This is a genomic window from Bifidobacterium asteroides (assembly GCF_019469425.1).
Classification (GTDB): domain Bacteria; phylum Actinomycetota; class Actinomycetes; order Actinomycetales; family Bifidobacteriaceae; genus Bombiscardovia; species Bombiscardovia asteroides_I.
On sequence record NZ_CP048272.1, the window covers coordinates 1,627,966 to 1,652,366 of the forward strand.

Here is a 24,401-nt window from a genome sequence, read left to right on the forward strand (position 1 = left end):
GGCCGTTCGACGGAGGATCCCTGACCAGAGCGCGGATAATCGGAGCGGGGGAAGGTACTGGCCCTGGCCAGGAACCCTCCATCGAACGGTGAATCCATCCTGCCTCCACCCATGTCTGCGCACCTGACCCGCAGACCATTGTGGCCGAACAGGCTCGGCTCACTCACATTGTGGACAAACAATCTTTCTTCAGTAAGAAACATGAAATAGGTCTTTTGCTACGTAGACCTATTCATTCGGTAAAGCGAAGTGGATTTACCCATAATTATGAAAAGTCGAGAACAGAGGGAAAATATGATGACGAAAATTGGATGGCTTGGATGCTGGTAAACGTCAATGGCGATAATGCTTCAATGACTCATAATCGGGAATTATTCAAGCAGAGAGGTGGGCACAACGTAATTGTAGAAGCGATTGCAGGCGTAGTGTCGATAGCGGGATGCGCAGCAGGGATAGCGACAGCCGACATACTGGTTACATTGTTGAGCCGATACTTCAGGAAGAACAGAACACAGCATACATAAATCCAGACAATGGCTCATGGGCGGCCCTTGCTTTTAATTCCTATGGCTTAATCACCGATGATGGGTGGCGGCCTGCGCTATAGGACAAGCCGCCACCAATTATGTTGATCCGATTACCTCATGAACACTTCATATGGACAGCCGTAACCAGTCGCTATCCGTCAGAAAACATACGGCTGCGCAAGACACAGGCAACTCCTTTCCGAACTGGAGAAGGTCGCAGCATCCTCGAACAGTCGCTGAGCGTGAATCATTCTGGTAGAGGCTAATGCGTTGACGTGAAAGCAAGACCGCAAGATCGACGAGAGAAACCAGGTGAGCAGCATTCGAAGATGGCATTCACTCGGCGTATCTCGATGGAGGCCTGATTTACCGATGTCTCCTGTGCAAATGCCAAAATACATCAACCAAACCCATAACCGGATTCGGAATGTCCCCTTCACTGCCTAGGGCCATCGAGCATTGGTCCTGGGCTAAACTGTGAGAGCAGATACATCGGCACGGTTTGGAAGGACCCGCAGTCATGGTTCACACGCTGGTCAGTTGGAATATCGATTCACTCAACGCCGCCCTGCTGGGCAAGAGCAGCCGCAGCGCCCTCTCCCTGAAAGTGGTGGAAACCATCCGGGACCTGGACCCCGATGTCGTAGCCATCCAGGAGACCAAACTCAACGGTGACCAGAAGAAATCCGCGGGCATCCTTAAGGCGCTCATGCGCTACTTCCCCGATTACCATGAGGCGGACCGTCGCTCCGAGGCTCCGGCCCGCACAGGCTACGCAGGCACGCTCATGCTCTACCGCAAGAGCCTGCCAGAACCTACCGTGACCCGCCCCCGCATCGGAGCTCCAGACACCATGGACGACGAGGGCCGCATGCTCACCCTGGAGTTCCCGGACTGCTTCGTCACCACGGTCTACACTCCCAATTCCGGATCGGGACTGGTCAGGCTCAAGCCGCGCGGCATCTGGGACGATTGCTATCGTCGCTACCTGAAGGAACTGGATGCCCGCAAGCCGGTCCTGGCCTGTGGCGACTTCAATGTGGCCCACGAGGAGATCGACATCGCCAACCCGGCCTCCAACCACCATTCCGCCGGCTTCACCGACCAGGAGCGCGAGAAGTTCGGCCTTCTGCTGGATGCAGGCTTCACCGACACCTTCCGTAAGATTCATGGCGATGCCGCAGGCTTCTACAACGACCACCGCAGCGTCTACACCTGGTTCGCCCAGCGGGCCCCGAAGAGCAAGATCAATAACTCCGGCTGGCGCATCGACTACTGGCTGACCTCCAACCGGATCGCTGACCAGGTCAGTACCAGCGAACCCGTGGACACCGGCGAGCGCCAGGATCACCTGCCCATTCTGCTCCGCATCTGACCGGATAGATTCCTGACCCCAAAGCAATACAACCAAGAGGTGGAGCCTTGGTCACATCATGGTGTGACCAAGGCTCCACCTCTCTATAGTGCACTATGAGTGCGGCATGCATACCCTACTGCAGGGCTGCAATCCGATCCACGATCGTCTGAGCGGCATCATCAGCAGGAACAGCTTGCGCATCCGAGCCGTCGCGGTTGCGGATCTCAATAGTGCCGTTGGCGATGGTGTCGCGACCGGCAATAGCGACCAAGGGCACCCCAATCAGCTCTGCATCCTTGAACTTGACCCCCGGAGACACCTTGGGCCGGTCATCGTAGAGAACTTCAACGCCACGGTCCTCCAGGCCGGCAACCAGCTTCTCAGCAGCATCGAAGGCCTCCTGCTTCTTGCCGGTGGCCACCACATGAACCGCGGCAGGAGCCACAGCCTTGGGCCAGGCCAGACCTTTATCGTCGTGATGCATCTCGGCGATGCAGGCCAGCACGCGGGAGATGCCGATGCCGTAGCAGCCCATCCAGACCGGCACCGCTTTGCCGTTGCGGTCCAGGACCTTCAACCCCAGCGCGTCAGAGTATTTCAGTCCGAGCTGGAAGACCTGGCCTATCTCCACGCCACGCTCGAAGCTGAGCGGCCCTGATCCGTCAGGGCTCATGTCCCCGTGACGGACCTCGGCTGCCTCCACCACTCCGTCAGCTCGGAAGTCGCGCCCATAGACCGCATTGGCCAGATGCACGCCTTGGGCATCAGCCCCGGTCACCCAGGCTGAGCCAGGGGCCACATGGGCGTCGAGGAAGTAGCGGATATGGGCTGCGGACTCGGTGTCCGAACGCTGAGGGCCCAGAACACGGGGACCAATGTATCCCTTGACCAGCTCGTGGTGAGCAGCCAGGTCAGCCTCACTGGCTTCCTCGATCTCGGCCGGGGCGAACTGGGCCTCCAGCCGCTTCATATCCACCTGACGGTCGCCCGGCAGGCCAACGGCCACCAGCTCCCGCCAGCCATCGGGATGGTCATCATCCGCAGGGTGATTGACGGCCACAATCAGGTTCTTCAGAGTATCGGCAGCGGTCCAGTCACGGCCGTCCTCACGAGGATGCAGCTGGTTGAACCGCTCCACCAGAGTGTCGATAGTAGTCGAGTCGGGAGTTTCCAGCTCCTGCATAACCGGGGTCTCAGCGTAGTCGACGGAATCGGGACGCGGTGTGGTCAGCGCCTCCACGTTCCATGCCTTCCCCGAGGGCGCCAGAGCAAAGGTGTCCTCGCCTATGGGCAGCGGAGCCAGGAATTCCTCGGACTCGGATCCCCCCATGGGCCCGGAAACCGCGTGAACGATCACGTAATTGACTCCCAGACGCTTGAAAATTCGCTCATAGGCGCCGCGCTCATCCTGGTAGGCCTTCTTCAGCCCCTCCTCGTCCACGGTGAAGGAATAAGCGTCCTTCATGATGAACTCGCGACCCCTGATCAGCCCGGCGCGGGGACGGAACTCGTCGCGGTACTTGGTCTGGATCTGGTAGAGAACAACCGGTAGGTCCTTGTATGAGGAGTACATGTCCTTGACCAAAAGGGTGAACATTTCCTCGTGGGTGGGAGCCAGCAAATAATCAGCGCCGTGCCTGTCCTGGAGGCGGAAGAGATTCTCACCGTACTCCTCCCAGCGGTGGGTGGCCTCGTAGGGCTCGCGAGGCAGCAGGGCCGGGAAGTGGACTTCCTGGGCGCCAATGCCATTAATCTCCTCCCGGACCACAGCCTGGACCTTGTCAAGGACCTTCAGACCCAAGGGCAGCCAGGTGAAAATGCCAGGGGCCACCTTGCGGACGTATCCGGCCCGCTGCAGGAGTTTGGCCGAGTCCACATCGGCATCAGCCGGATCCTCCCTGAGGGTCCGCAGAAAGAGGGTTGACATGCGCATGGCTTTGGTTCTCATACCTCCCAAAGATATGCGCGCAAAGGGACAAGCAGCCATTGAGGATGGCCTATAATTATTCTCTTAAAGCGAGCCCAGAACCCTGCGGTTATGGGCGCTCTCACAGAGACGCACGCTATCGTTGCATACGACTACCCAACGATGTTGAGAGAAAATCATCCCCAAAAAACAATGCTTGCCCAGACGCAATCGTAAAGATGAAGCCATGAAATACGCAGCATTGACCGATTGCGGATAGGACTCGTTGGAATCGGTATTATCAATCACGCCAATTACACATAGCCATGGTGGCCACAGCCCAGAGGACGATCGGGGCCGATCATGACACCCGCGGATCTGGGAAGGCGCGCAGCGAAAGCCGGATTTGACTCGTATAATAATTTATTTTAAACTCAATTATTAAGAGAATTCTCTCTTGGAGAATGGGCTCAATAGGAAGGAACAATGAAGTTCTTCAAAACAATGAGACAACTTCTCGCTGCTGTTGCTGCGCTTGGTATGTTTGCAGCAGTTCCAGCAGTAGTATATGCTGATGAGGCGGTGACGTTTTCGGGGATGAGGGTATCTGTCCCGTGCCGAGCTGCTCGACATAACAACCAAGCCAAAAATACTTGTAAGAACTCGCCTCGATATGCCAGGGCAAAGATTGCCTGTAGATTATGGCCCGATCAATACACCGGTTGGATCAAGAACGGCACCAGCTATTCGGGTGGGTGTCCATTAGGTGTTAACGATGTTCCAAGCGGTAACCCTGTGAGTTTGGAGGTAGGAAACCCGTAAGACTACTCGGTTGGTTAAGCGGTTCTTTGCAGAAGAAGGACCGCTTCTCTTTTTTTACAGTTTGGTTCAATAGTGACTTATAAAGTGTGCGTTTCCCTGTCGCATGTTTGTTTCTCATACGGACATAGACAGGTGCTATCCGATGTATCGTTGAGCTTCAACAATGGCGTATACGGCCTGCTGGGTCCGAACGGTGCCGGCAAGACGACCCTTCTGAATATTGTAACCACCTTATCGCGACCTTCGACGGGCGATGTGAAGATTGCCGGGGCGCATGTGCTGACCAGCTCTGGACGACGTCGGGCCAGGAGCCGGATTGGCTATTTGCCGCAATCCTTCGAGCTGATGGATGCCTCCAGCCTCATGCGCAACGTGCGGTATGCCGCATGGGCGCGTGGTTTGTCCTGGAGTGCTTCCTGCGATGCAGCAGTGTGGGCCATGGAGCAGGTGGGATTGTCCGGGGAATCCCACCGCCCAGTGCGCAGCCTGTCCGGCGGCATGCGTCAACGGGTGGGCATCGCTTGTGCGATTGTTGCCCGTCCCGACGTGCTCGTCTTGGATGAGCCGACCGTTGGCCTCGACCCGGTGCAGCGCATTGAGGTACGTAGATTCCTCGACGCCTATGCGGACAGTCACACGGTGCTGGTAAGTACGCATTTGGTTGAGGATCTGGCCGCAATTGCCGACCGTGTGCTGGTGCTCAATCATGGGCATCTGCTCCTGGACGGACACATGGATGATCTCGCAGCCTTGGCCAGTCCTGAGGACTCAATGGCATCGCCTTGGGAGTCTGGTTATCGACAGCTTCTGACGGGGACTGGACACCTGCCATCCGACCAGGAAGGGGTCTCATGATGGTCCGGCTACTCAATCCCCTATCGCCGATAAGCTCGCTGGTGTTCTTTCTGTCAATGATGGCATATCCGGCTGCATTATCGGTGCGCAACTACGGCGTCGGCCGACCAGACGCGTCCCTGCGGGTGTTGCCAAACGCCGCCTTGCAGCTTGACCTGACCTGGATGCATCTAGTGACGGATGTGATTGCCTGCATGTTTGGTGCGTGGAGTGCCTGGAAAGCATGCTCCCCGCGGTCCATGATTGCGCCGCCCTGGATCGGGGGGTCGGCCGTCCGCAGATACAGCGCACCTGTCCTCAAGGGCGCTGCATTGTGCTCCCTGGCCTATGTGGCGGGCTGTCTTCCCGCCATTGTCCAGACTCTGCAATCCACGGGCGGATCAGTTCCCTTGGGGGCCTTGCTCATGGGCATGGCAGTGCCGGCGGCAATGTTCGCCCTCGGTTATGCGCTCGGCGCCATCATGGGCAGCCGCTGGTCCATGGTGCCGGCCACACTCTTGCCTGCGATCCTGTGTTGGGGCAGCGTGGTACTGCTCATACCGCGCGTACCCAAGGGGGACGTGTTTCCCCGAATGTGGGGGTCGGCTCTATCCGTGGTGATGCCGGTGATGGACACGGGCATCGGTGCTGAGCCGGGGCTCAGGATTAATCCGTCAGCTGTGGCAATGCGCTGGATTTTAGTCGCGGTAGTGCTGGCCGCATCCACTGGGGCATGCATACTGACGGCACACCGGTGGCGGCGCAGCCTGTCATGGATAGTCGCCCCATTGGTGGTGCTTCTGCTTGTTCCGACTGCTGCCGGGGGCCTGGTCGCCATGTCCAGCCTGGCAGAATGGCGCCGATCCGTTCCGTTCACCCCTGTGTGCAAAAGCATAGACGGTGTGCCGCTGTCAGTGTGCGCCCACCCGGATGATGATGCCCAGCTGAGACGCTACATGCGGTATATGCAGTCGGTCGCCTCATGGTTCCCCAAGGACAGCGTGGAGGGCAGATCGGGTCTTGTGCTTTTGCTGGGCAACGCCTTTACGCCCACAACCCACGGCCAGGCATGGAATCTTACCGGCCAAGGCCTGGCCGAACTGCGACAGTTGGGCGGCAAGAAGATACAGGTGATGACCGACACAGTCACCGAACGCACTGGACGATACAGCGACCTAGCTGATGTCACGAAGGCCATCGTGAAGGAATTCATTCATGCCGACTGCGCGGCTACGGCACTTAAAAACGTGTATAAACAACGGACGTTGGATGGCGGTGCCAGCGTGTCCGCCTTCGTGCTGGAGCAGCTGCCCCAGCGCATGAGAGAGACCGCCTACGAGTCCCTGGGCGGGGGAAGCGCAATCTCTGGGTTGGGAAGCGCCCGAGGCCCTGCCGCCGATCTGCTCAACGACGCTACGAATGAAGACTTCCATGCCTATGTGCGTCGTAACCTCTCTGACATCGAACGCTGCACCGTCACGCCGTCCGATGTCATCGATGGTCTGGGGAAGAACCACTGATGGGTGGCCGGCATCGACATGGTTCCATGAAAGGCGGAATCTCGGTCGGATGGTTGGCTGGGCGCCGCCCATGGGCGGCCTTGGCATTCGTCGTGCTGGCTGCGGCCGTGCCCTTCCTGCTTGCTTCTGCCTCCACGTCAGCTACCGGCGGGAAGATCTATGCCCGGCCAGCCTATTACGGATACGTCTGCGTTCCCGATCCACATGCAGCGGTATTCAACGGCGCCGTGCACACCCAATGCCCACAAGGCAAAAGCGCCGTACCCAGTATCGTACCCATGGCCGAGCTGGCCTACGCGGCGTTCAGCGCATGCGCCTTGGTCATGCTTGCCCCGCTTATGCCCACATGGGAGCGCCTGAACCTGGCGCGCGTCCGTTGGCGAGCCCTGGCCGCCGGGACAGGCGTGCTGATGCTGCCGTTTCTTCTCAACCTCCTCCTTACCATACCCAGTTCCCGCGGCGACTCGGCCAGTGCACAGTCGCTGCTCAGGCTGGCTGTCTGCAACGGCCTAGTCGACGCATCTTCGGTCATGCTCGGCATCGCATTACTGGGTTGTTTCTACGGGCTTGGACTGGGCGCAGGGCTGGCAGTGATTAATATCGCCAGCCAAGGTATGCAAGTAGGCATGGGAATGTCGCTCCGTCTATACCCCGAGGACGTTAGACCACCCGTTCCTGGACAGGGTACTTGGCCGGCGATTGCCACGGTCTTGACGGTCTTCGCCGTCATACTCTGGACGGTCACCGGAGGCCGGGGAATGATTATGGACAAGAAATAAAGAGTCGGCACGACTCCTTGTGAGAGGTGTGAGATCCTGAGGGCCTTAACAGCGCAGGAGCTTGTCCGGATCCACCCAGCAGTCAACCGGACCTGCGTATATGACCCGCATAACCGAAACAAAAGCCAGACAGCGCATACAGGAAAGGTCGGTAAATCCGCAGCCTGACATCTGGCATCTATCTAGCTATCCCTCCTCCATAAGGACAGCCAAGATATGATAGTTGTACGAACAGGTTTTCTGATTTGCTAGGATAAGGCGGGCACCTATGTCTTCAGAGCCGGGTGTGACCATCCAGACCTTTACCAACCTCGACGCAGAGCACTTGACGCTCCTCCTGGAGGCCGATCCCTCAGAACGGATAATTCGTGACGTTTTCACCCATTCCCGCGCCTATGAAATCCGTACGGGACAAGCTCTGACCGGTGTCATGCTGCTTGTCAGACCAAAAACGGATACCGTGGAAATTGCCGATATCAGTGTGGACCGCGCTTATCGCAGACAGGGGCTTGGAAGTAGATTAATAGACCGAGCCAAGATGGAGACTGTCAGGCTGGGCCTGAGAAGACTGGAAGTCGGCACCGGATCCACCAGTTTTGGGGCCCTTTGCTTCTACCAGACATGCGGGTTTCGCATGGACCGCATCGAACGGAATTATTTTGTAAATCGCTACGCGCATCCCATTGTCGAGAACGGAATCACCCTTAGAGACATGGTTCGCCTGTCATGGCGTCTCGAACTACCCAAATAACCATACCGGGCCAAGACCAATAAGGACGACCCTTCAGAAAAGCTGGTCCTGGCTGAATTCGTCTTCTGGTTCCTGGCCGACGGCCCGCTTGGTGAAAGACTCAGAACCCTCATCCTTCAGACGGGCACAAGCCGCCTTGGACTCGGCCCTCAAACCAGTATCCAGAACGACGGCATCGGAAGAGACCAGGAAGGCGTGCTCATTGATGCCCGTCAGGTAGAGCCCATCCAGACTTTCCACACGGGAGAGAGCCACGTAGCCCATCCCTGGCGCGAAGGTCCGTCTCAGGTCCATGACTGCCCTGTCCAAGGTCATCCCCTGGGACTTGTGGATAGTGATCCCCCATGCGCAGCGAAGGGGAACCTGATTGACGGCGGCCAAGACCGTGTCCCCATCCATAGTCTCCCAGGCGGCCGGCTTCATAGTGACCAGATTGCCATTCTGGAAGGAGACAATCGGCCATCCCCCCTTGGCCGAGCTGGTGAATCCGCTGACTGTGCCTATGGAGCCGTTGACATATTGATGATCCTGGTCGTTGCGCAGAGCCATGACCGCCGCTCCGGTCTTCAGGGCCAGATCCTCGGGGGCCAGCATGTTCTTCTTCAGCCGCTCAACCAGCCTTGTCTCGCCCCGGGATGTGGCCTGGTAATGGTGGGCCTCTTCGTCGATGGAGGCCAGGCGCTGGTCATTCAGCGTGTCGGCCTGCTTGTTGACCGGGAAGAGGTGGACTGCGACCTGTCCAGGAGCAGGCACTGCGCCGACTCGGGCAGCCAGGACCTCATGGTCCTCCTGGGTGACGCCGCCCTCCCTGATATCAGTCAGGACGGTCAACAGCTGACCATCGTCCTGGCGATGCTGCTCAGTCAGATAACAGATGACGGGGTCCAGTTCCCGCCAGACCAGTGATTCGGTAACGAACCCGTCCGGATCCTTGCCAACCTGAGCATAGCGTTCCCGGGCAGCCTGGAATTCAGGGCTGGGCAGTATCCCTGCAGCTCGATTGGACCGGGTCACCGGCGGCAGCTGGAAGAAATCCCCGGAAAGGACCACTTGGATCCCTCCGAAAGGCTCGGGGCTGTGGCGAACAGCCCGGCAGGCCTGGTCCACCATGTCGAAGAGCCAGGCGTGCATCATGGAGACCTCGTCGATGACCAGGATGTCGGTGCCTTCAATCTGCCTGCGACGACGGGTCTTGATCCGCTTCAAGAGCGATTCCGTCATACAGGTGGCGATTCCCACACCGCTCCAGGAGTGGATAGTCTGGCCGTTGATGTGCGTAGCGGCAATTCCGGTCGAGGCTGTCACCGCCACAACCGCTCCGGCCTGCCGGGCCTGGTGGACGAACTCGTTGAGCACAAAAGTCTTGCCTGACCCTGGGGCACCTGTGATGAAGGCATTGGCCCCCGCACTCAATATGGTCAAGGCTTCGGATTGCTGCATGCCTCCATGGTGCCACGTCAGAGGTACATGGCCACGCCTGTCAGTAGTCGGTCTTCTCAGGCTTATTGGCATCCTCGACAGGATTGCCGGACTCTTCGTAATGGCGCAGAAGACTGGTCTGCTCGATCTGTTCCGCTCCGGCCTTGGACTGGGCCTGATCAGGTCCGGGGGCAGGAACAAAGAACATGGAGCGGTAGTAGCGCAGTTCGTCCATGGACTCGATGATGTCGGCCAGGGCCCTGTGACCGCCATGCTTGGCCGGCTTGTTCTTGTAGACGTCCGGGTACCAGCGGCGCGACAGCTCCTTGAGGGTGCTCACGTCAATGACCCGGTAGTGCAGAAGATTCATCAAGTCGGGCATGTACCTGTCAAGGAACTTCTTATCAGAACCCACCGAGTTGCCTGCCAGATGAGCCTTGCCGTTCTTGGGCAAGAAGGGCTTGACGTACTCGATCACCTGACGCTGGGCATCCTCCAGGTCAAGGCCGGTCTTCATCTCCTCGATCAGGCCGGAGGAGGTATGCATCTTCCTGACGAAATCCCCCATATGGTCCAGGGCCGCCTGGGAGGGCTTGATGACCAGATCGATGCCCTTGTCCAGGACCTTCATGTTGAAGTCGGTGGGAACCACGGAGACCTCGCACAGCTCGTCATGGAAGATATCCAGACCGGTCATCTCGCAGTCTATCCAGATCATGCGGGATTCCTCCGCAGTGAAGGTCAGTTCATTCTTATCGCTCATCTGTATGCCTTTCAGATCCGGGTTGCTGCCCGGGTCGATCCTTCCGCCGCCTTGTGCGGAACGTTACAAAATACCGCCAGCACGTGACCGGCGGAGTGTTCGCCAGCACAACCGACCGGACCATGACTGACTTGAGATAAGCAATCGGCGCAGGTCATGATGAGACCCTGCGCCGATCACCTGCCTATGTAGACTCAGTTGTGGAAACCTGAGTAGTTGGGGGCCTCCTTGGTCATGACGATGTCATGGGGATGTGATTCACGCAGACCAGCATCGGTGATCCGAATGAACCTGCCCTTGCGCTGCAGCTCGGGGATGGTGCGGGCACCGGTGTAGAACATGGTCTGATGCAGTCCGCCGACCAGCTCGTAGAGCACATAGTTGAGCGGACCGCGATAGGGCACCTCGCCCTCGACACCCTCTGGCACCACCTTGTCGGAGCTTGTCACGTCGGCCTGGAAGTAGCGGTCCTTGGAGTAGCTCTTCTTGCCGCGCGGGGCCATAGCGCCGAGCGATCCCATACCCCGATAGACCTTGTACTGCTTGCCATGCAGGAGGACCTTCTCGCCAGGGGCTTCCTCGGTGCCTGCCAGCAGACCCCCCAGCATGACCGAATCGGCTCCCGCCACGACGGCCTTGGCAATGTCTCCCGAGTAATGGATTCCGCCATCGGCCACCAGAGGGATGCCGGCAGGACGGCAGGCCAGCGCGGCATCGTAGACGGCAGTCAGCTGGGGCACGCCCACGCCAGCAACCACGCGAGTGGTGCAGATGGAGCCGGGGCCCACGCCGACCTTGACCGCGTCAACACCAGCATCGATCAGAGCCTGGGCACCTTCGCGGGTGGCCACGTTGCCGCCGATCACATCCACATGGTCGAAGGCATGATCAGCCTTGATCCTGCGAATCATGTCCAGCATGAGCTTGGCATGACCATGCGCGGTGTCCACGACCAGAACGTCAACCCCGGCATCGGCCAGAGCGGTGATGCGCTGCCAGGCATCACCGAAGAAACCGACGGCCGCAGCCACACGCAACCGGCCACGCTCGTCCTTGGTCGCCTCGGGGTACTGCTCGGTCTTGACGAAGTCCTTGACGGTGATCAGCCCGGTCAGCTTGCCCTCGTCATCAACCAGGGGAAGCTTCTCCACCTTGTACTTGGCCAGAAGCTGGTGGGCATCTTCCTTGGTGATGTCGGACGGACCGGTGATCAGATGGTCCTTGGTCATAATGTCGCTGACCTTAAGCCGGTCGAAGTCAGCAGGATTGACAAAACGCATATCACGGTTGGTGATGATGCCCACCAGCCGCTGCCGACGATCCACCACGGGCAGACCGGAGACCTTGTAGGTGGAGCAAAGCTTGTCCAGGTCGGTCAGTGTGGCATCTGGTGTGACGGTCAGGGGGTCGGAGATCATGCCGGACTCGGACCGCTTGACGATGTCGACCTGATTGGCCTGATCTTCGATGCTGAGATTGCGGTGGAGGACGCCGATGCCGCCGTTGCGGGCCATAGCCACGGCCATGGTAGCCTCGGTGACCGTGTCCATGGCAGCCGAGAGGACCGGGGACTTCATGGTGATGTTCCGAGTCAGCCGGGTGGTGGTATCCACCTCGGAGGGAATGACATCGGATTCGTTGGGCAGCAGGAGGACGTCATCATAGGCCAGACCAATTTTCTGGAAGGCGTCGGGCAGTTGAGTGTAGGAGGAGGGTTCGCTTTGTGGGTTTTCCTTAGCCATAGCACCATGCTACAAGTGCTTCTTGACCGCTAACGGTACCGTGTTCGTACTATTTCATCCAGTGAATTAATCGCCCTCATTTTTATCATGGCGGCTCTTGCGATGCCAGGGCGGTCTGGCCGCATGCTGCGAGCCTTGGGCAGCGAGAAGTGCGTTCTCGCGCCTGATTTCGGGAAGTCGACGACGGTAGTAAGGGTAGAGGGTGGCGAAGGTCAGCAGTATGGCGGCCAGGACCAGACCAATCAGGACATATCGCAGACGGAAGAATAGAATAAAGAGCGAGCCGAAGGCGATTAGTGCGGCCCAGCCCCAGAGAATAAGGACCGCGGAACGAACCGTGTGACCTATGCGCAACATACGATGGTGCAGGTGCATGCGGTCGGGGTGCATGGGTGATTGCCCGTGGCTGAGCCTTCGGATGATGGCCAGGCACATGTCCAGAACAGGCAGGAAAAGCACCAGGATGGGCAGAAGAATGGGCATGAATGCCGGCAGATAGATGCTGGCATGAATAGTTGCCGGATCCAGTCGGCCGGTGACCACGATGGAGGCGCAGGTAATCAGGTATCCCAGCAGCATGGATCCTGAGTCTCCCATGAAAAGCTTGGCTGGATGCCAGTTGTGCAGGAGGAATCCCACGCAAATGCCCACCATGGCCACGTCGATCAGGGTGGCCAAAGAGGCGTAGTCGGGCGAGATGCGGGCGATGATATAGGAGTAGATGGCGAAGGCGATGCCCCCGATGGCCACGATGCCTGCAGCCAGGCCGTCCAGTCCATCCACAAAGTTGACCGCATTGATGGAGGCCACGATCAGGAATGCCGTTATGGCCATGGACAGGCTGGGCGATGCCGCCACCAAGGATCCCAGAGGGAGGGAGATGATCTGGATACCGCCCCAGGAGACGAAGACCGAAATCAGCAGCTGGCCAGCCAGCTTAAGCATCCAGTCCAGGTCCCAAAGATCGTCGGCTATGCCCAGCAGGCAGATGGCTACGGCCCCGGCCAGGATGACCCAAGCCTGATGCCCGGACTGGAAGAGGCCCGTGATGAATGGGATGCGGGAGGCAAAGCACATAGCTACGGCAAATCCGATCAGCATGCCCAAGCCGCCCATCCGAGGGGTGGGCACTTTATGTACGTCGCGAGCGCGGACCACGCCTACGGCGCCAACCCGGATGGCGAGATGACGAATCATGGGCATGACCAGCCAGGTGGCCCCGCCAGCGATGGCAGCAATGAACAAATATACCCTCACTGGCCCTCCCCTCCGCTGGACCGGCCCGACAGAAGAGCACGGACCCGGGCCTCGCCGATTACGCCCTGCCGCAACACATGCATCCCATCAGGATCAGTTTTGTCGGCTTCCACCACTGTGCTGGCCACTGAGCCAGGGGTCGGTCCCCCGTCCAGGTAAAGGTCGACACTATCACCAAGCTCGGCTCTGGCCTGCTGCACGGTCTCCACGCTGGGATTCCCCGATCGGTTGGCGCTAGAAGCGGCCAAAGGTCCAGTCACCTGCAGGAGCGCCCGACAGATGGGAGAATCGGGTACTCTGACGGCCTGGGTAGAGCCATCGGGCTCCATTCGAGGGGTGCGCAGAGGGCAGGATTGCCCCACTTGGGCAATAGGCGAAAAAGGACCCGGCAACAAGGCGTCAGCCAGGCGATCAAGAGGGGCAGGCAGGCTAAGATCCAACCGGTCCATGGCCTCGACCCCATCCAGCAACACCTGAATGGACTTGGTTCTGGGACGGTGCTTGGCCTGGAAGAGCCTATCGATGGCCGCATCATTGCATGGATCACAGACGATGCCATAGACCGTGTCGGTAGGAATGACCGCCAGCCCTCCGGCAGCCACCACCTGGGCCAGCAACTGCGGCGACCGGCTGTCATAGGTCATCACCCGGCTCATACCCTGCATCACGACCTCTCGGTTCGACATGTTCATGTGACCAGCTACTAATCTATCCCAGGACCAAGGCAGGTCGCCAGGATGCATGGACTGGCCGTCGGGCTGTCAGGTAGCGGTCTCGACCAGCCAGATCCTGATGAGTGCGTGCCTGAACAAATCCCCGCTCCAGTGCAGCAGCAACCATGGCCGGCCCCTGGGAGGCATCATGCTCCATGACCAGCAGACCACCGGGGGCCAGCAAAACCATGGCCTTGTCCAGAATGCGGCAGGGCAAAAGACACCCGTCAGGTGAACCACCATAGAGGGCCGGGTCAGGATCCCAGTCACGCACCTCGGGTTGGCTAGGAATCGCATCCATGGGGACGTAGGGAGGGTTGCTGATGACCAGATCCACCTTGGCATCCAGATCAGACAGGGTGGCGGGGTCCGTGGCATCAGCCAGCAACAGCTGATAATCGGACCCAGACTCCCGGATGGCAGCCTCCTGATCGGTGGCGTTCAGCGCACCCCACCGATATGCTTCCTTGTCCACTTCCACGGCCTTGACCTGCGATCCTGGAACCTCGATAGCCAAGGACAGGCCGATGGCCCCGCTGCCAGAACACAGGTCCACTGCCAGTGGATGATTCACTCCGGTCAAGGCCTCCACTCCCGCCTGGACCACCGTTTCGGTCTCAGGACGTGGGATAAAGACCCCCGGCCCCAGGCGAAGATCCAAATAACGGAAGTAGGCGTGGCCAAGAATGTACTGCAGGGGTTCACGTCCGGCTCGCCGCTGCAGATAGGACTGATAACGGTCCAGGGTCGCCCTCCGAAAACCATCAGCCTGTCTGCGCCCGCCTTCATCCGTCAGCAGTTCCTCAGCAGTCCGTTTCAAAAGCAGAGCCTGATCCAGCTGGTGCAGATCGCACCCAAGGGCATCGGCCAGCAGCAGCCTGGCATCATTGAGCGGGGTAGGCACACCGGCCTGGGCCAGCAGGCGATGGCCGCTATCAACCAGCCCAGCCAGACTGGTCCCATGCCTCTGTTGATTCACCCCTGCGAAGCCATTCTGCGGGCCTCGTCGGCCTGAATATCAGAGTCGATAACGGCCTGCAGGTCGCCGTCCAACACCTGTTCCAGGTTATAGGCCTTGTAGCCGGTGCGGTGATCCACGATCCGGCTCTCGGGGAAATTGTAGGTCCTGATACGCTCAGACCGATCCAGAGAACGGACCTGGGAATGACGCATGTCGGCGGCTTGGGCGGCCTCCTCCTCATGCTTCATGGCCAGCAGACGCGACTTGAGCACCCGTAGGGCAGCCTGACGATTCTGTATCTGGGATTTCTCATCCTGCATGGAGACCACAATGCCGGTGGGAATATGGGTCATGCGCACAGCGGAGTATGTGGTGTTGACGGACTGTCCTCCTGGTCCGGAGCTCATGAAGATGTCAATCTTGAGGTCCTTGGGGTCAATCTCGATCTCATCGTCGTCTTCGTCAGCCTCGGGAAAGACAATGACTCCAGCGGCTGAAGTCTGAATGCGACCCTGAGACTCAGTGACGGGGATGCGTTGGACCCGATGAACGCCGCCCTCATACTTGAGCGAGGCCCAGACGCCGTCTGCAGGAGCCACCTGACCGCGAGCACGAATGGCCATCTGGGCATCCTTGACCCCGCCCAGCTGAGTTCGGTTCTCACTCATGATTTCGATGGTCCAACCGCGTTTTTCGGCATAACGCACATACATGCGCATCAGATCGCCAGCGAAGAGGGCCGCCTCCTCGCCGCCGCTGCCAGCCTTGATCTCCATGATCGTATCGCGGCCGTCATCTGGGTCACGCGGAATAAGAGCGGTGCGCAGGGTCTGCTCCAGATCCGGTATGCGGTCTGCCACAGCCTTAGCCTCTTCGGCAAAGCCAGGATCCTCCCGTGCCATCTGTTCGGCCGCCTGGCTGTCTTCCAAGGCGCCTTGATAAGCCTGGTAGGCAGCAACAATGGGAGCGAGCTCGGCGTGTCTGCGGCCCAATTTGCGGATCTGCACCGGGTCTGAAGCCGTTTCGGGCTGACTCATCTGCTTTTCCAGGCGACCGTACTCCTCGACGGCAGCCACCGCCGCCGGAAACTGCTCCTCGCTCATCTGCACTCTTCCCGTTCGCTCATCCGCATGGTTCAAGTCATAAAAAACGCCAGTCCCCACCGGGCATAGCAGAGCGACCCGGAAGGGACTGGCGTTGGAAGTGCTACTTGGTCCTCTTGCCGTAACGGGCTTCGAACCGAGCCACGCGACCACCGGTGTCCAGAATCTTCTGCTTGCCGGTGTAGAAGGGGTGGCAGTGCGAGCAGACATCAACCGTCATATGATCGCCGGGAGCGGTCGAACGGGTGATGAAGGTATTGCCGCACGAGCACGTGACCTCAACGGGATGATAATCGGGATGAATTCCCTGCTTCATGGTTACTCCTAGATCCAAGGGCCCCGGGTCGACCGCCCCTGTGGCGGACGTGAACCGGCAACCGCGTAATAGTCTAGCGCATCCCCGGGAGAACGCGATCCCCTTGCGCCACACGCCGAATCCGCCAACCGGGGTGGCCGGTCGGGCTTCCTTTAGAATCGAACAGTCGGACCGAACGGCCCGGCAAGCCAACACAGGAGGGCAGCAATGCAGCAGGAAGTGGCGTTCGTTACAGGGGCGGCTCAGGGGATCGGCGAGGCCATTGCCCGCCGTCTGGCCAAGGACGGGTTCGCCGTGGCTGTAGCGGATATGAATACAGACAAGGCCCAGTCAGTGGCCGACTCCATCAACCAATCAGACGGACGGGCCGTGGCCGTCACCCTGGACGTGACCGACCGTGTCCAGGTGCGTTCCGCCGTTGAGAAGACCGCAACCACGTTGGGCGACTTCAACGTGATCGTCAACAACGCTGGTCTCGGACCGACCACCCCCATCGAGTCCATCACTCCAGAGCTGTTTGACAAGGTCTACCACGTCAACGTGGCAGGAACCATCTGGGGGATGCAGGCCGCCGTTCAGGCCTTCCGCGACCGGGGCCACGGGGGCAAAATCATCAACGCCACCAGCCAGGCAGGCGTGGTGGGCAACCCCAACCTGATGCTCTATTCCTCCACCAAGTTCGCCATCCGCGGCCTGACTCAGGTGGCGGCGCGTGATCTGGCCAAGGAGGGCATCACCGCCAACGCCTATGCCCCCGGCATTGTCAAGACGCCCATGATGATGGACATCGCTCATCAGGTGGGGGTCAACGCCGGCAAGGATGACGAGTGGGGCATGTCCACCTTCTCGGACGGCATCGCCTTGGGACGGCTTTCCGAGCCGGAGGACGTGGCCAATGCCGTAGCCTTCCTGGCCGGGCACGACTCTGACTACATCACCGGCCAGACCCTGATCGTGGACGGCGGTATGCAATTCCAGTGAGCCTCCCGCCAGGATTCGCCCACATATGATGGACCCTCGCTGATCGGTTCTGCCCGACGGCGAGAGTCCATGATCATTCAGGCGTTGAAGACGTACTTGTCCAGACGATCCATGGCCTCCTGGACACGGCTCAAAGGCAGGGCCAGGTTCATGCGGATGGCGCAGGGAGCCTTGAACTGCCGCCCGTCCTGGACGGCCACGCCTACATCCCAGGCACGCTTCAGCAGCCGATCCAGGCTCAGACCATGATTCTTGCACCATTGCGTGCAATCAAGGAAGAGCATGTAGGTGCCTTGGGGCTTGGAGAGCTCGACTCCCTTGAAATGCTGCCGGATGTAATCGAAGGCATAGTCCACATTCCCGGTCAGGACCTGTCGGAGTTCGTCCACCCACTCCTGGCCCTGGGGCTTGTAGGCCCCGATCAGGGCATGCATGGACAGAACGTTCATGTCGTTGTAGTGGGCCTTGGACCCCTTGGCCACAATCCTGTCGCGCAGATACTTGTTGTAGATGATGTGGTAGGAGCCGACCAGCCCGGCCAGGTTGAAGGTCTTGCTGGGCGCATAGAAGGCTGCCGTCCTGTTGCGGGCATCCTCGCTGACCGACTGGGTGGGAATGTGCTTGTGGCCCGACAGGGTCAGGTCTGACCAGATTTCGTCGGAGATGACCACGCAGTCGTTGTCCTTATATACTTCCATGGCCTTCTCGATCTCCCACTTCTCCCAGACGCGGCCACAGGGGTTGTGTGGGCTGCAGAAGACCGCCACATGGATGTTGTTCTCCTTGAGCTTGCGGTCCATGTCCTCGAAGTCCATCCGCCAGACGCCCTGCTCGTCCTTCTTCAGCGGGCTGTGCACGATGTGGTAGCCGTTGTTCTCGATGCAGGACGTGAAGCCGACATAGGTCGGGCTGTGGAGCAATACTGCATCGCCAGGCGCAGCAAAAGCGGTCAACGTGGAGACCACTCCGCCCAGGACCCCGTTCTCATAGCCGATGTCCTCGGCCATCAGGCCCTCCACGCCATTGCGGGTGCGCTGCCAGTTGATGATGGCATTGTAGTACTCCTCAGTAGGGCTGAAGTAGCCAAATGCCGGGTGCTTGGCGCGCTCGATGATGGCCTCGGGGATAGTAGGTGCCGTCGGGAAGTTCATATCCGCCACCCACATGGGGATGACATCGAAGCCTTCCTTGGGAGGTTCGGGGGCGAATCCAGGCTCGGCACCCAGCCCGTCAACCGCAATGGCGTCCCTGCCGTGCCTATCCATAATGCTGGTGAAATCGTATGCCATAGTCAACCTCTCATCCCGTGCAGACGCGCTCGCAGCGACCTTCCGTCAGTCTACAGCTGTGGGCTGGATCCGAGTGTCCGCGGCCAATAGCAAAGCAACGATGGTACTATCTGCCTTGAACCAGCTGATGGGGGTGACCAGAATGGGAGATTCAAAGCCCGTTTCGCCGGCCCTGCGTCCTTTCATCCCGCTAGTGGACTTCCTAGGTGAGATTCTTGGGCCCAACACGGAAGTGGTTCTTCAAAGCGTCAAGGATTTCTCGCATTCGGTTGTGGCCATCGCCAACGGCCACTTGAGCGGACGCACCATAGGCAGCCCCGCCACCGACCTAGTCCTGCGCATCTGGCAGAACCACGAATACGAACAGCGCGACTACCTGACCCATTACACCGGCTATACCATCCAGGGACACCCCATGGTCTCTTCTACTTTCTTTCTGCGAGATGCGAGAGGACGGGTGATCGGCTTTCTCTGCATCAACTTTGACAATTCCGCCTTCCGGCAGGCCAGTCAGCAGCTCAGACAGGCAAGCGCTTATCTGGATGCCCTGGGGCTGACCGGTCCTGCCGCGGAGCTGAAGGACAGGGGGGCCGCGTCAGAGAAATCGGATGCTCAAGTTGGCCGCGCCCAGCCGACTTCGGGCGCTGTCCGACTGAACGACAAAACCGTGGGCGACCAATCGACCCGTGAGGTGCTCTCGGTGAATACAAACGAACTGGTAACGCATAATATCGCCGACTTCGCCGCTGAGCTGGAAGTCCCTCCGGCGAGGATGAACCGGCAGGAACGACTGCAGCTGATCACACGGCTTGAAGGCTCGGGGGTCTTTTTGATCAAGGGCGCAGTGGACACGGTTGCCCAGGCTCTCGAGGTTTCCTCCGCCAGCATCTACCGTTATTTGCATACCATACGCAATGCTGGCGCAGGCCCCGATCAGAGCAGATCGGCGCGCCAGGTCCAGCGTTGACACACCCCTGTCAGGGTGTATCATTAGGAGCAGATATACGGGGGACGTATACACGAGAGATCTACAGGGGCTGAGTTGATTGCAGCTCCAGAGGAGATGTATATGCGTATAGTTTCCTGGCATATGTTGACGGCTCCAACTCGAGCGCGTCCCGTACTCTTTTCTATTCTCTATTCACATACTTAGCGGTTCTGCGGAATCGTTTCCGGATCAGTGCGACACGCTTAAGCCCAGGTTGTGTATGCATATCAGCCTGCTGGCACTGAAGGATGGATGTCCATTCACAAGTGCTCCATGATCCGATTTGAAAACGCGCCTAGCTCTTTTCCCCCGGCTTTCATGTGAAGCCGTACTATTGCATCGGTGAATCATGGATGCTAGAGCTAGGCGACGAGAGGACGGCCCCGACAAGATTCGGGGCTTGTCCTTCTCCTAAGACTATCAAGAAAGTTCGGGATACAAAACCCTCGAGCTGCAAAGACAAGCATCTGAAGACACCATCCGGCACCGAGCTGAGCCACCAGATTGTCATTGGACGAAGAAAAACGTCATGGCCTGGATTCGGCCGTTGACGCAACCCCCTGGAACCCGACCGGTTTCAGGGGGTTGCTTGGTGGTGGGGCCTCAGGGGCTTGAACCCTGGACCGAACGATTATGAGTCGTTTGCTCTAACCGACTGAGCTAAGGCCCCAAGCCGACAAGCAGCTGTTCCATCCTAGCAAATGCCAGGACTCATACCGCCTCCCGGTTGTGTCGGACTGCGACTGCGCCAGCCCTCAGATACCTGATCGGGCGACATGCAAATCATGCCCGGAAGCCAGGCGATCCAAGGCTCCGGTCCTGACAATAGCCTTGAAGAGCAGCCAGCTGACCAGTCCAGCGAAGAACAGACCGCTGATGATCTCGCATGCCGTGCCGACCAGCCCGCGGGGGCTGAGGAAGGCGACGCCCTGGTAATAGAAGGCCAAGAGGAAGGCGTTGTAGACCAGAGCGATCAGCAGTCCGCCCAACAGAGTGGTTCCCAGGCTCCAGCGCCGATAGCGAAAGATACCGAAAGCAAGCTCGGCGCAAAGGGCCTCCAAGAGGGCCTGCACGAAAATCATGGGCCCAGTGTAGGCGTTGCCTGGCAGGATCTCCACCAGTACGCTGATGATCCCCACGTAGACCGCGGCCCCGGGTTTGCGGATTATCAGCAGAGACAGCGTGCAAGGAAAGTAGAAAATGCCGTGCAAAAGGGCTGCCATGCCCGGCAGAAGAGCGGTCATCAGCGGAAATATCCAGGAGGCCAGCAGACTGGCGGCCCAGTAGATCAGTCCGGCAACCGCGCCCAGACCAGCGCCAACAGCGATATCCAGCGGCTTCCAAGCAAGGGCATGGCCCGCACGCTGTGCTCTTTTGTCTCCAACGCCTATTCGCGTCGTCATAGTCAACTCCGTTCCGCCGGCACATCGACCGGTCTTCCTGATTCATGCACACAGCAAAACGCCCGGTCGTGCTGCAGACAGGCCGGATCGCAGCGTTCCTTGACCTGCGCATGCCGGGCGGGAACGTCCACTCAAGGCTACCCCGACTGTGAGCGCGGGACCAGGGTCTGGCCATAGATCCTGCCTATAGGCGGCCATACGTCTGCCTGGCCCTGCCTATCAGCCCGGCGCATAAGTCAGAAGTTCCCACTACCATGAATACAGTTTGCATTGGCTTTTCATGGTTCTGTGAGGTAGCTTCTTGGCCGAATTCATTTATCAGATGATCAAGGCGCGCAAGTCCTTCGGCGACCGCGTCATCCTCGACGACGTGACCCTGAGTTTCCTGCCCGGCGCCAAGATTGGCGTGGTGGGCCCCAACGGCATGGGCAAGTCCACCCTGCTGCGGATCATGGCCGGCCTGGACACGGTCAGCAACGGCGAGGCTCAGCTCACCCCCGGCTATACGGTAGGCATCCTGCAGCAGGAACCGCCTCTGGACGAGAACAAGACCGTGGGCGAGAACATTCGCATGGCCTTCGGCGACATCATGAGCAAGGTGGACCGCTTCAACCAGATCGGCGAGCAGATGGCCGACCCCAACGCTGATTACGACGCTCTCATGACCGAGATGGGCCAGCTTCAGGAGCAAATTGATGCCGCCAACGGCTGGGACCTTGACTCCCAGCTGGACCAGGCCATGGATGCTCTGCAGTGCCCCGACCCGGACACCCCGGTCTCGGTCATCTCGGGAGGCGAACGCCGCCGGGTGGCTTTATGTCGGCTGTTGCTGGAAGCCCCCGATCTACTGCTGCTCGACGAGCCCACCAACCACTTGGACGCCGAGTCCATCCTCTGGCTGGAACAGTATCTGCACACCTACAAGGGCGCCGTCCTAGCCGTGACCCACGACCGGTACTTCCTTGACAATGTGGCCGAATGGATCTGCGAGGTGGACCGTGGCCACCTCTACCCTTACCAGGGCAACTACTCCACCTATTTGGAGACCAAAGCCAAGCGTCTAGAAGTCCAAGGACAGAAGGATGCCAAGCTGGCCAAGCGGCTCAATACCGAACTGGAGTGGGTCCGCTCCTCCCCCAAAGCCCGGCAGGCCAAGAACAAAGCCCGCCTGGAGCGCTACGAGCAGATGGAGAACGAGGCCCGGAACAACAAGAAGCTGGACTTCTCCGAGATCCAGATTCCGCCGGGTCCTCGTCTGGGCTCCAAGGTGCTGGAGGCTGAGCACATCCACAAGGCCTTTGGCGACCGTGTCCTGATCGACGATCTGAGCTTCACTCTGCCTCGAAACGGCATTGTGGGCGTCATCGGCCCCAATGGAGTGGGCAAGTCCACGCTCTTCAAGACCATCGTGGGACTGGAGCCGCTGACATCGGGCTCCTTGGAGGTCGGCGACACGGTCAAGATTTCCTACGTGGATCAGAACCGCGAGGGCATCGACCCCAACAAGAACCTCTGGGAGGTAGTCTCCGGGGGGCTGGACTTCATCGAGGTCGGAGGCGTTGAGGTGCCCACCCGCGCCTACGTAGCCTCCTTCGGCTTCAAGGGCTCGGATCAGCAGAAGCCGGCCGGAGTCCTTTCCGGCGGAGAGCGCAACAGGCTGAATCTGGCACTCACCCTCAAGCAGGGCGGCAACCTTCTCCTGCTGGACGAGCCCACCAACGATCTGGACGTGGAGACCCTGGAAAGTCTGGAAAACGCCCTGCTGGCCTTTCCCGGCTGCGCTGTGGTCATCTCCCACGACCGCTGGTTCTTGGACCGTATCGCCACCCATATCCTGGCCTGGGAGGGCACGGACGAGAATCCGGCCTCCTGGTATTGGTTCGAGGGCAACTTCCAGGCCTACCAGGAGAACAAGGTCAAGCGTCTGGGCGAGGAGGCCTCCAGGCCCCACCGCATCCACCGCAAGCTGACTCGCTGAACGAAATACGCCACTGGGAATCGAAGGCCAAGGAGAAGCATGAGCACCGAGGATGAAGCACTGGCCCAGGCCATCGCTGGGCTGAACCTGCAGAAGCAGCAGCCCGCCGAAGGCCGTTCCCGTTTCCTTGGAAAATCGTTGGACTTTCCCACGGGACGCCTCTATGGGGGCCAGCTGCTGGGTCAGGCCATCATGGCCGGCGGGCGGACCGCGCCCCAGGGCCGACTACCTCACTCGATGCACGCCTATTACCTGCGCACCGGACTCCTGAATCAGGACGTTCAGGCGGAAGTGGAGACCATCCGTGACGGCCGTTCCTTCTCCTCCCGACGAGTTGACCTGCACCAGGGGGAACGGACCCTCCTAAACGCCCTGCTCTCCTATCAGCAGGTCGGCCAGGAGGGCGTCCGCTATGACGACCCCATGCCGACGGGGCTGCCAGATCCGGAGGACCTGCCTGGTTCACGAGAGCTGATGGAACCCTATGCCGACAAGTCCCCCTTCGCGGACTACTACGCCCATCGGAGCCCCTTCGACATGCGTCATGTTGGCGGCACGGTCCTGTTGGATGATGCAGATGACGCAGTACCCGGGGATTCCAAGAACGACGACAGGGGTCGTCAGGCCGTTTGGAGCCGCACCCAGGGAAGAGCCGACTTGGACCCGCTGATGCGCCGAGCACTGCTGGCCATGGAATGCGATCAGATCATGATGGAGCCGGCCCTGCGCCGTGCCGGGCTGAGCATGACTACCCCAGGGATTTCCTTCGCCTCCATCGACCATGCCATGTGGTGGTATCAGGACCTGAATCCCTGCGACTGGCACTGCTTTATTCAGGAGTCCCCAGTAGCCGACCACGGACGCAACCTATGCATGGCCAAGGTCTACAACCGCCAGGGTGACCTAGCTGCCTTCATGGTTCAGGAGGCCATGATCAGGGTGCCTAAAGACTGAACGGCCACCAGGTCATCGCGTATTTTTCAAAAAGCACA

General features: G+C 59.4%; 20 protein-coding genes and 1 tRNA gene. 9 read left to right on the forward strand and 12 right to left on the reverse strand.

The window, feature by feature from the left end:
* Window positions 1-1,047 precede the first annotated feature (1,047 nt).
* A complete protein-coding gene (locus tag GYM67_RS06685) occupies window positions 1,048-1,902 on the forward strand; it encodes an exodeoxyribonuclease III (protein ID WP_220236170.1) in 855 nt (284 codons plus the stop codon).
* A 115-nt stretch (window positions 1,903-2,017) separates the two neighbouring features.
* Here the strand turns inward: GYM67_RS06685 and GYM67_RS06690 are convergent, their stop codons facing one another.
* Window positions 2,018-3,832, reverse strand: coding sequence for a proline--tRNA ligase (locus tag GYM67_RS06690; RefSeq protein WP_220236171.1), 1,815 nt, complete (start codon window positions 3,830-3,832; stop codon window positions 2,018-2,020).
* 849 nt (window positions 3,833-4,681) lie between these two features.
* On the opposite strand from GYM67_RS06690, the gene GYM67_RS06695 reads away from it, so the two are divergent.
* From GYM67_RS06695 to GYM67_RS06710, 4 genes are all read left to right on the forward strand, one after another.
* Window positions 4,682-5,467, forward strand: a complete 786-nt coding sequence (locus GYM67_RS06695) for an ABC transporter ATP-binding protein (RefSeq protein WP_220237447.1) — start codon at window positions 4,682-4,684, stop codon at window positions 5,465-5,467.
* 239 nt (window positions 5,468-5,706) lie between these two features.
* Window positions 5,707-6,966: a hypothetical protein gene (locus GYM67_RS06700; protein WP_220236172.1), complete on the forward strand. Its 1,260-nt coding sequence runs from the start codon at window positions 5,707-5,709 to the stop codon at window positions 6,964-6,966.
* A gap of 26 nt (window positions 6,967-6,992) precedes the next feature.
* Window positions 6,993-7,745 carry a hypothetical protein gene (locus GYM67_RS06705; protein WP_220236173.1) on the forward strand — a complete coding sequence of 251 codons (753 nt, stop codon included), beginning with the start codon at window positions 6,993-6,995 and terminating at the stop codon, window positions 7,743-7,745.
* Between the two features lie 268 nt (window positions 7,746-8,013).
* On the forward strand, window positions 8,014-8,496 hold the full coding sequence (locus GYM67_RS06710) for a GNAT family N-acetyltransferase (RefSeq protein ID WP_220236174.1): 483 nt from the start codon (window positions 8,014-8,016) through the stop codon (window positions 8,494-8,496).
* A 33-nt stretch (window positions 8,497-8,529) separates the two neighbouring features.
* Here GYM67_RS06710 and GYM67_RS06715 read toward each other — a convergent pair whose 3' ends face one another.
* The 8 genes from GYM67_RS06715 to rpmE form a co-directional block, all read right to left on the reverse strand.
* On the reverse strand, window positions 8,530-9,936 hold the full coding sequence (locus GYM67_RS06715; RefSeq protein ID WP_220236175.1) for a PIF1 family DEAD/DEAH box helicase: 1,407 nt from the start codon (window positions 9,934-9,936) through the stop codon (window positions 8,530-8,532).
* Between the two features lie 40 nt (window positions 9,937-9,976).
* On the reverse strand, window positions 9,977-10,678 hold the full coding sequence (gene orn / locus GYM67_RS06720) for an oligoribonuclease (RefSeq protein WP_220236176.1): 702 nt from the start codon (window positions 10,676-10,678) through the stop codon (window positions 9,977-9,979).
* Window positions 10,679-10,872: 194 nt separating this feature from the next.
* Window positions 10,873-12,420, reverse strand: a complete 1,548-nt coding sequence (guaB, locus tag GYM67_RS06725; RefSeq protein ID WP_220236177.1) for an IMP dehydrogenase — start codon at window positions 12,418-12,420, stop codon at window positions 10,873-10,875.
* Window positions 12,421-12,486: 66 nt separating this feature from the next.
* Complete coding sequence (locus tag GYM67_RS06730; protein ID WP_220236178.1) at window positions 12,487-13,677, reverse strand: MraY family glycosyltransferase; 1,191 nt, start codon at window positions 13,675-13,677, stop codon at window positions 12,487-12,489.
* Window positions 13,674-14,333: an L-threonylcarbamoyladenylate synthase gene (locus GYM67_RS06735; RefSeq protein WP_220237448.1), complete on the reverse strand. Its 660-nt coding sequence runs from the start codon at window positions 14,331-14,333 to the stop codon at window positions 13,674-13,676. The genes GYM67_RS06730 and GYM67_RS06735 overlap by 4 nt, the downstream gene beginning before the upstream one ends.
* 52 nt (window positions 14,334-14,385) lie before the next feature.
* Window positions 14,386-15,369 (reverse strand): peptide chain release factor N(5)-glutamine methyltransferase, encoded by a 984-nt coding sequence (gene prmC / locus GYM67_RS06740; RefSeq protein ID WP_220236179.1) that lies wholly within the window; start codon window positions 15,367-15,369, stop codon window positions 14,386-14,388.
* The gene (gene prfA, locus GYM67_RS06745) at window positions 15,366-16,454 is read right to left on the reverse strand and encodes a peptide chain release factor 1 (protein ID WP_220236180.1); all 1,089 of its coding nucleotides are present in this window, start codon (window positions 16,452-16,454) and stop codon (window positions 15,366-15,368) included. The genes prmC and prfA overlap by 4 nt, the downstream gene beginning before the upstream one ends.
* A gap of 103 nt (window positions 16,455-16,557) precedes the next feature.
* Window positions 16,558-16,770, reverse strand: coding sequence for a 50S ribosomal protein L31 (rpmE, locus tag GYM67_RS06750; protein WP_015022244.1), 213 nt, complete (start codon window positions 16,768-16,770; stop codon window positions 16,558-16,560).
* A 207-nt stretch (window positions 16,771-16,977) separates the two neighbouring features.
* On the opposite strand from rpmE, the gene GYM67_RS06755 reads away from it, so the two are divergent.
* Window positions 16,978-17,751, forward strand: coding sequence for a (S)-acetoin forming diacetyl reductase (locus GYM67_RS06755; protein WP_220236181.1), 774 nt, complete (start codon window positions 16,978-16,980; stop codon window positions 17,749-17,751).
* A 77-nt stretch (window positions 17,752-17,828) separates the two neighbouring features.
* Here the strand turns inward: GYM67_RS06755 and GYM67_RS06760 are convergent, their stop codons facing one another.
* Complete coding sequence (locus GYM67_RS06760; RefSeq protein ID WP_220236182.1) at window positions 17,829-19,040, reverse strand: MalY/PatB family protein; 1,212 nt, start codon at window positions 19,038-19,040, stop codon at window positions 17,829-17,831.
* 142 nt (window positions 19,041-19,182) lie between these two features.
* On the opposite strand from GYM67_RS06760, the gene GYM67_RS06765 reads away from it, so the two are divergent.
* Complete coding sequence (locus GYM67_RS06765; protein WP_220236183.1) at window positions 19,183-20,007, forward strand: helix-turn-helix transcriptional regulator; 825 nt, start codon at window positions 19,183-19,185, stop codon at window positions 20,005-20,007.
* 614 nt (window positions 20,008-20,621) lie between these two features.
* Here the strand turns inward: GYM67_RS06765 and GYM67_RS06770 are convergent.
* A tRNA-Ile gene (locus GYM67_RS06770) sits at window positions 20,622-20,698 on the reverse strand.
* Window positions 20,699-20,783: 85 nt separating this feature from the next.
* Window positions 20,784-21,431, reverse strand: a complete 648-nt coding sequence (locus GYM67_RS06775; RefSeq protein WP_220236184.1) for an ECF transporter S component — start codon at window positions 21,429-21,431, stop codon at window positions 20,784-20,786.
* A gap of 301 nt (window positions 21,432-21,732) precedes the next feature.
* Here GYM67_RS06775 and ettA point away from each other — a divergent pair, with 301 nt between their 5' ends.
* Together ettA and GYM67_RS06785 are read left to right on the forward strand one after the other, a co-directional pair.
* On the forward strand, window positions 21,733-23,409 hold the full coding sequence (gene ettA, locus GYM67_RS06780) for an energy-dependent translational throttle protein EttA (protein ID WP_220236185.1): 1,677 nt from the start codon (window positions 21,733-21,735) through the stop codon (window positions 23,407-23,409).
* 39 nt (window positions 23,410-23,448) lie between these two features.
* The gene (locus GYM67_RS06785) at window positions 23,449-24,363 is read left to right on the forward strand and encodes an acyl-CoA thioesterase (protein WP_220236186.1); all 915 of its coding nucleotides are present in this window, start codon (window positions 23,449-23,451) and stop codon (window positions 24,361-24,363) included.
* Window positions 24,364-24,401 lie beyond the last annotated feature (38 nt).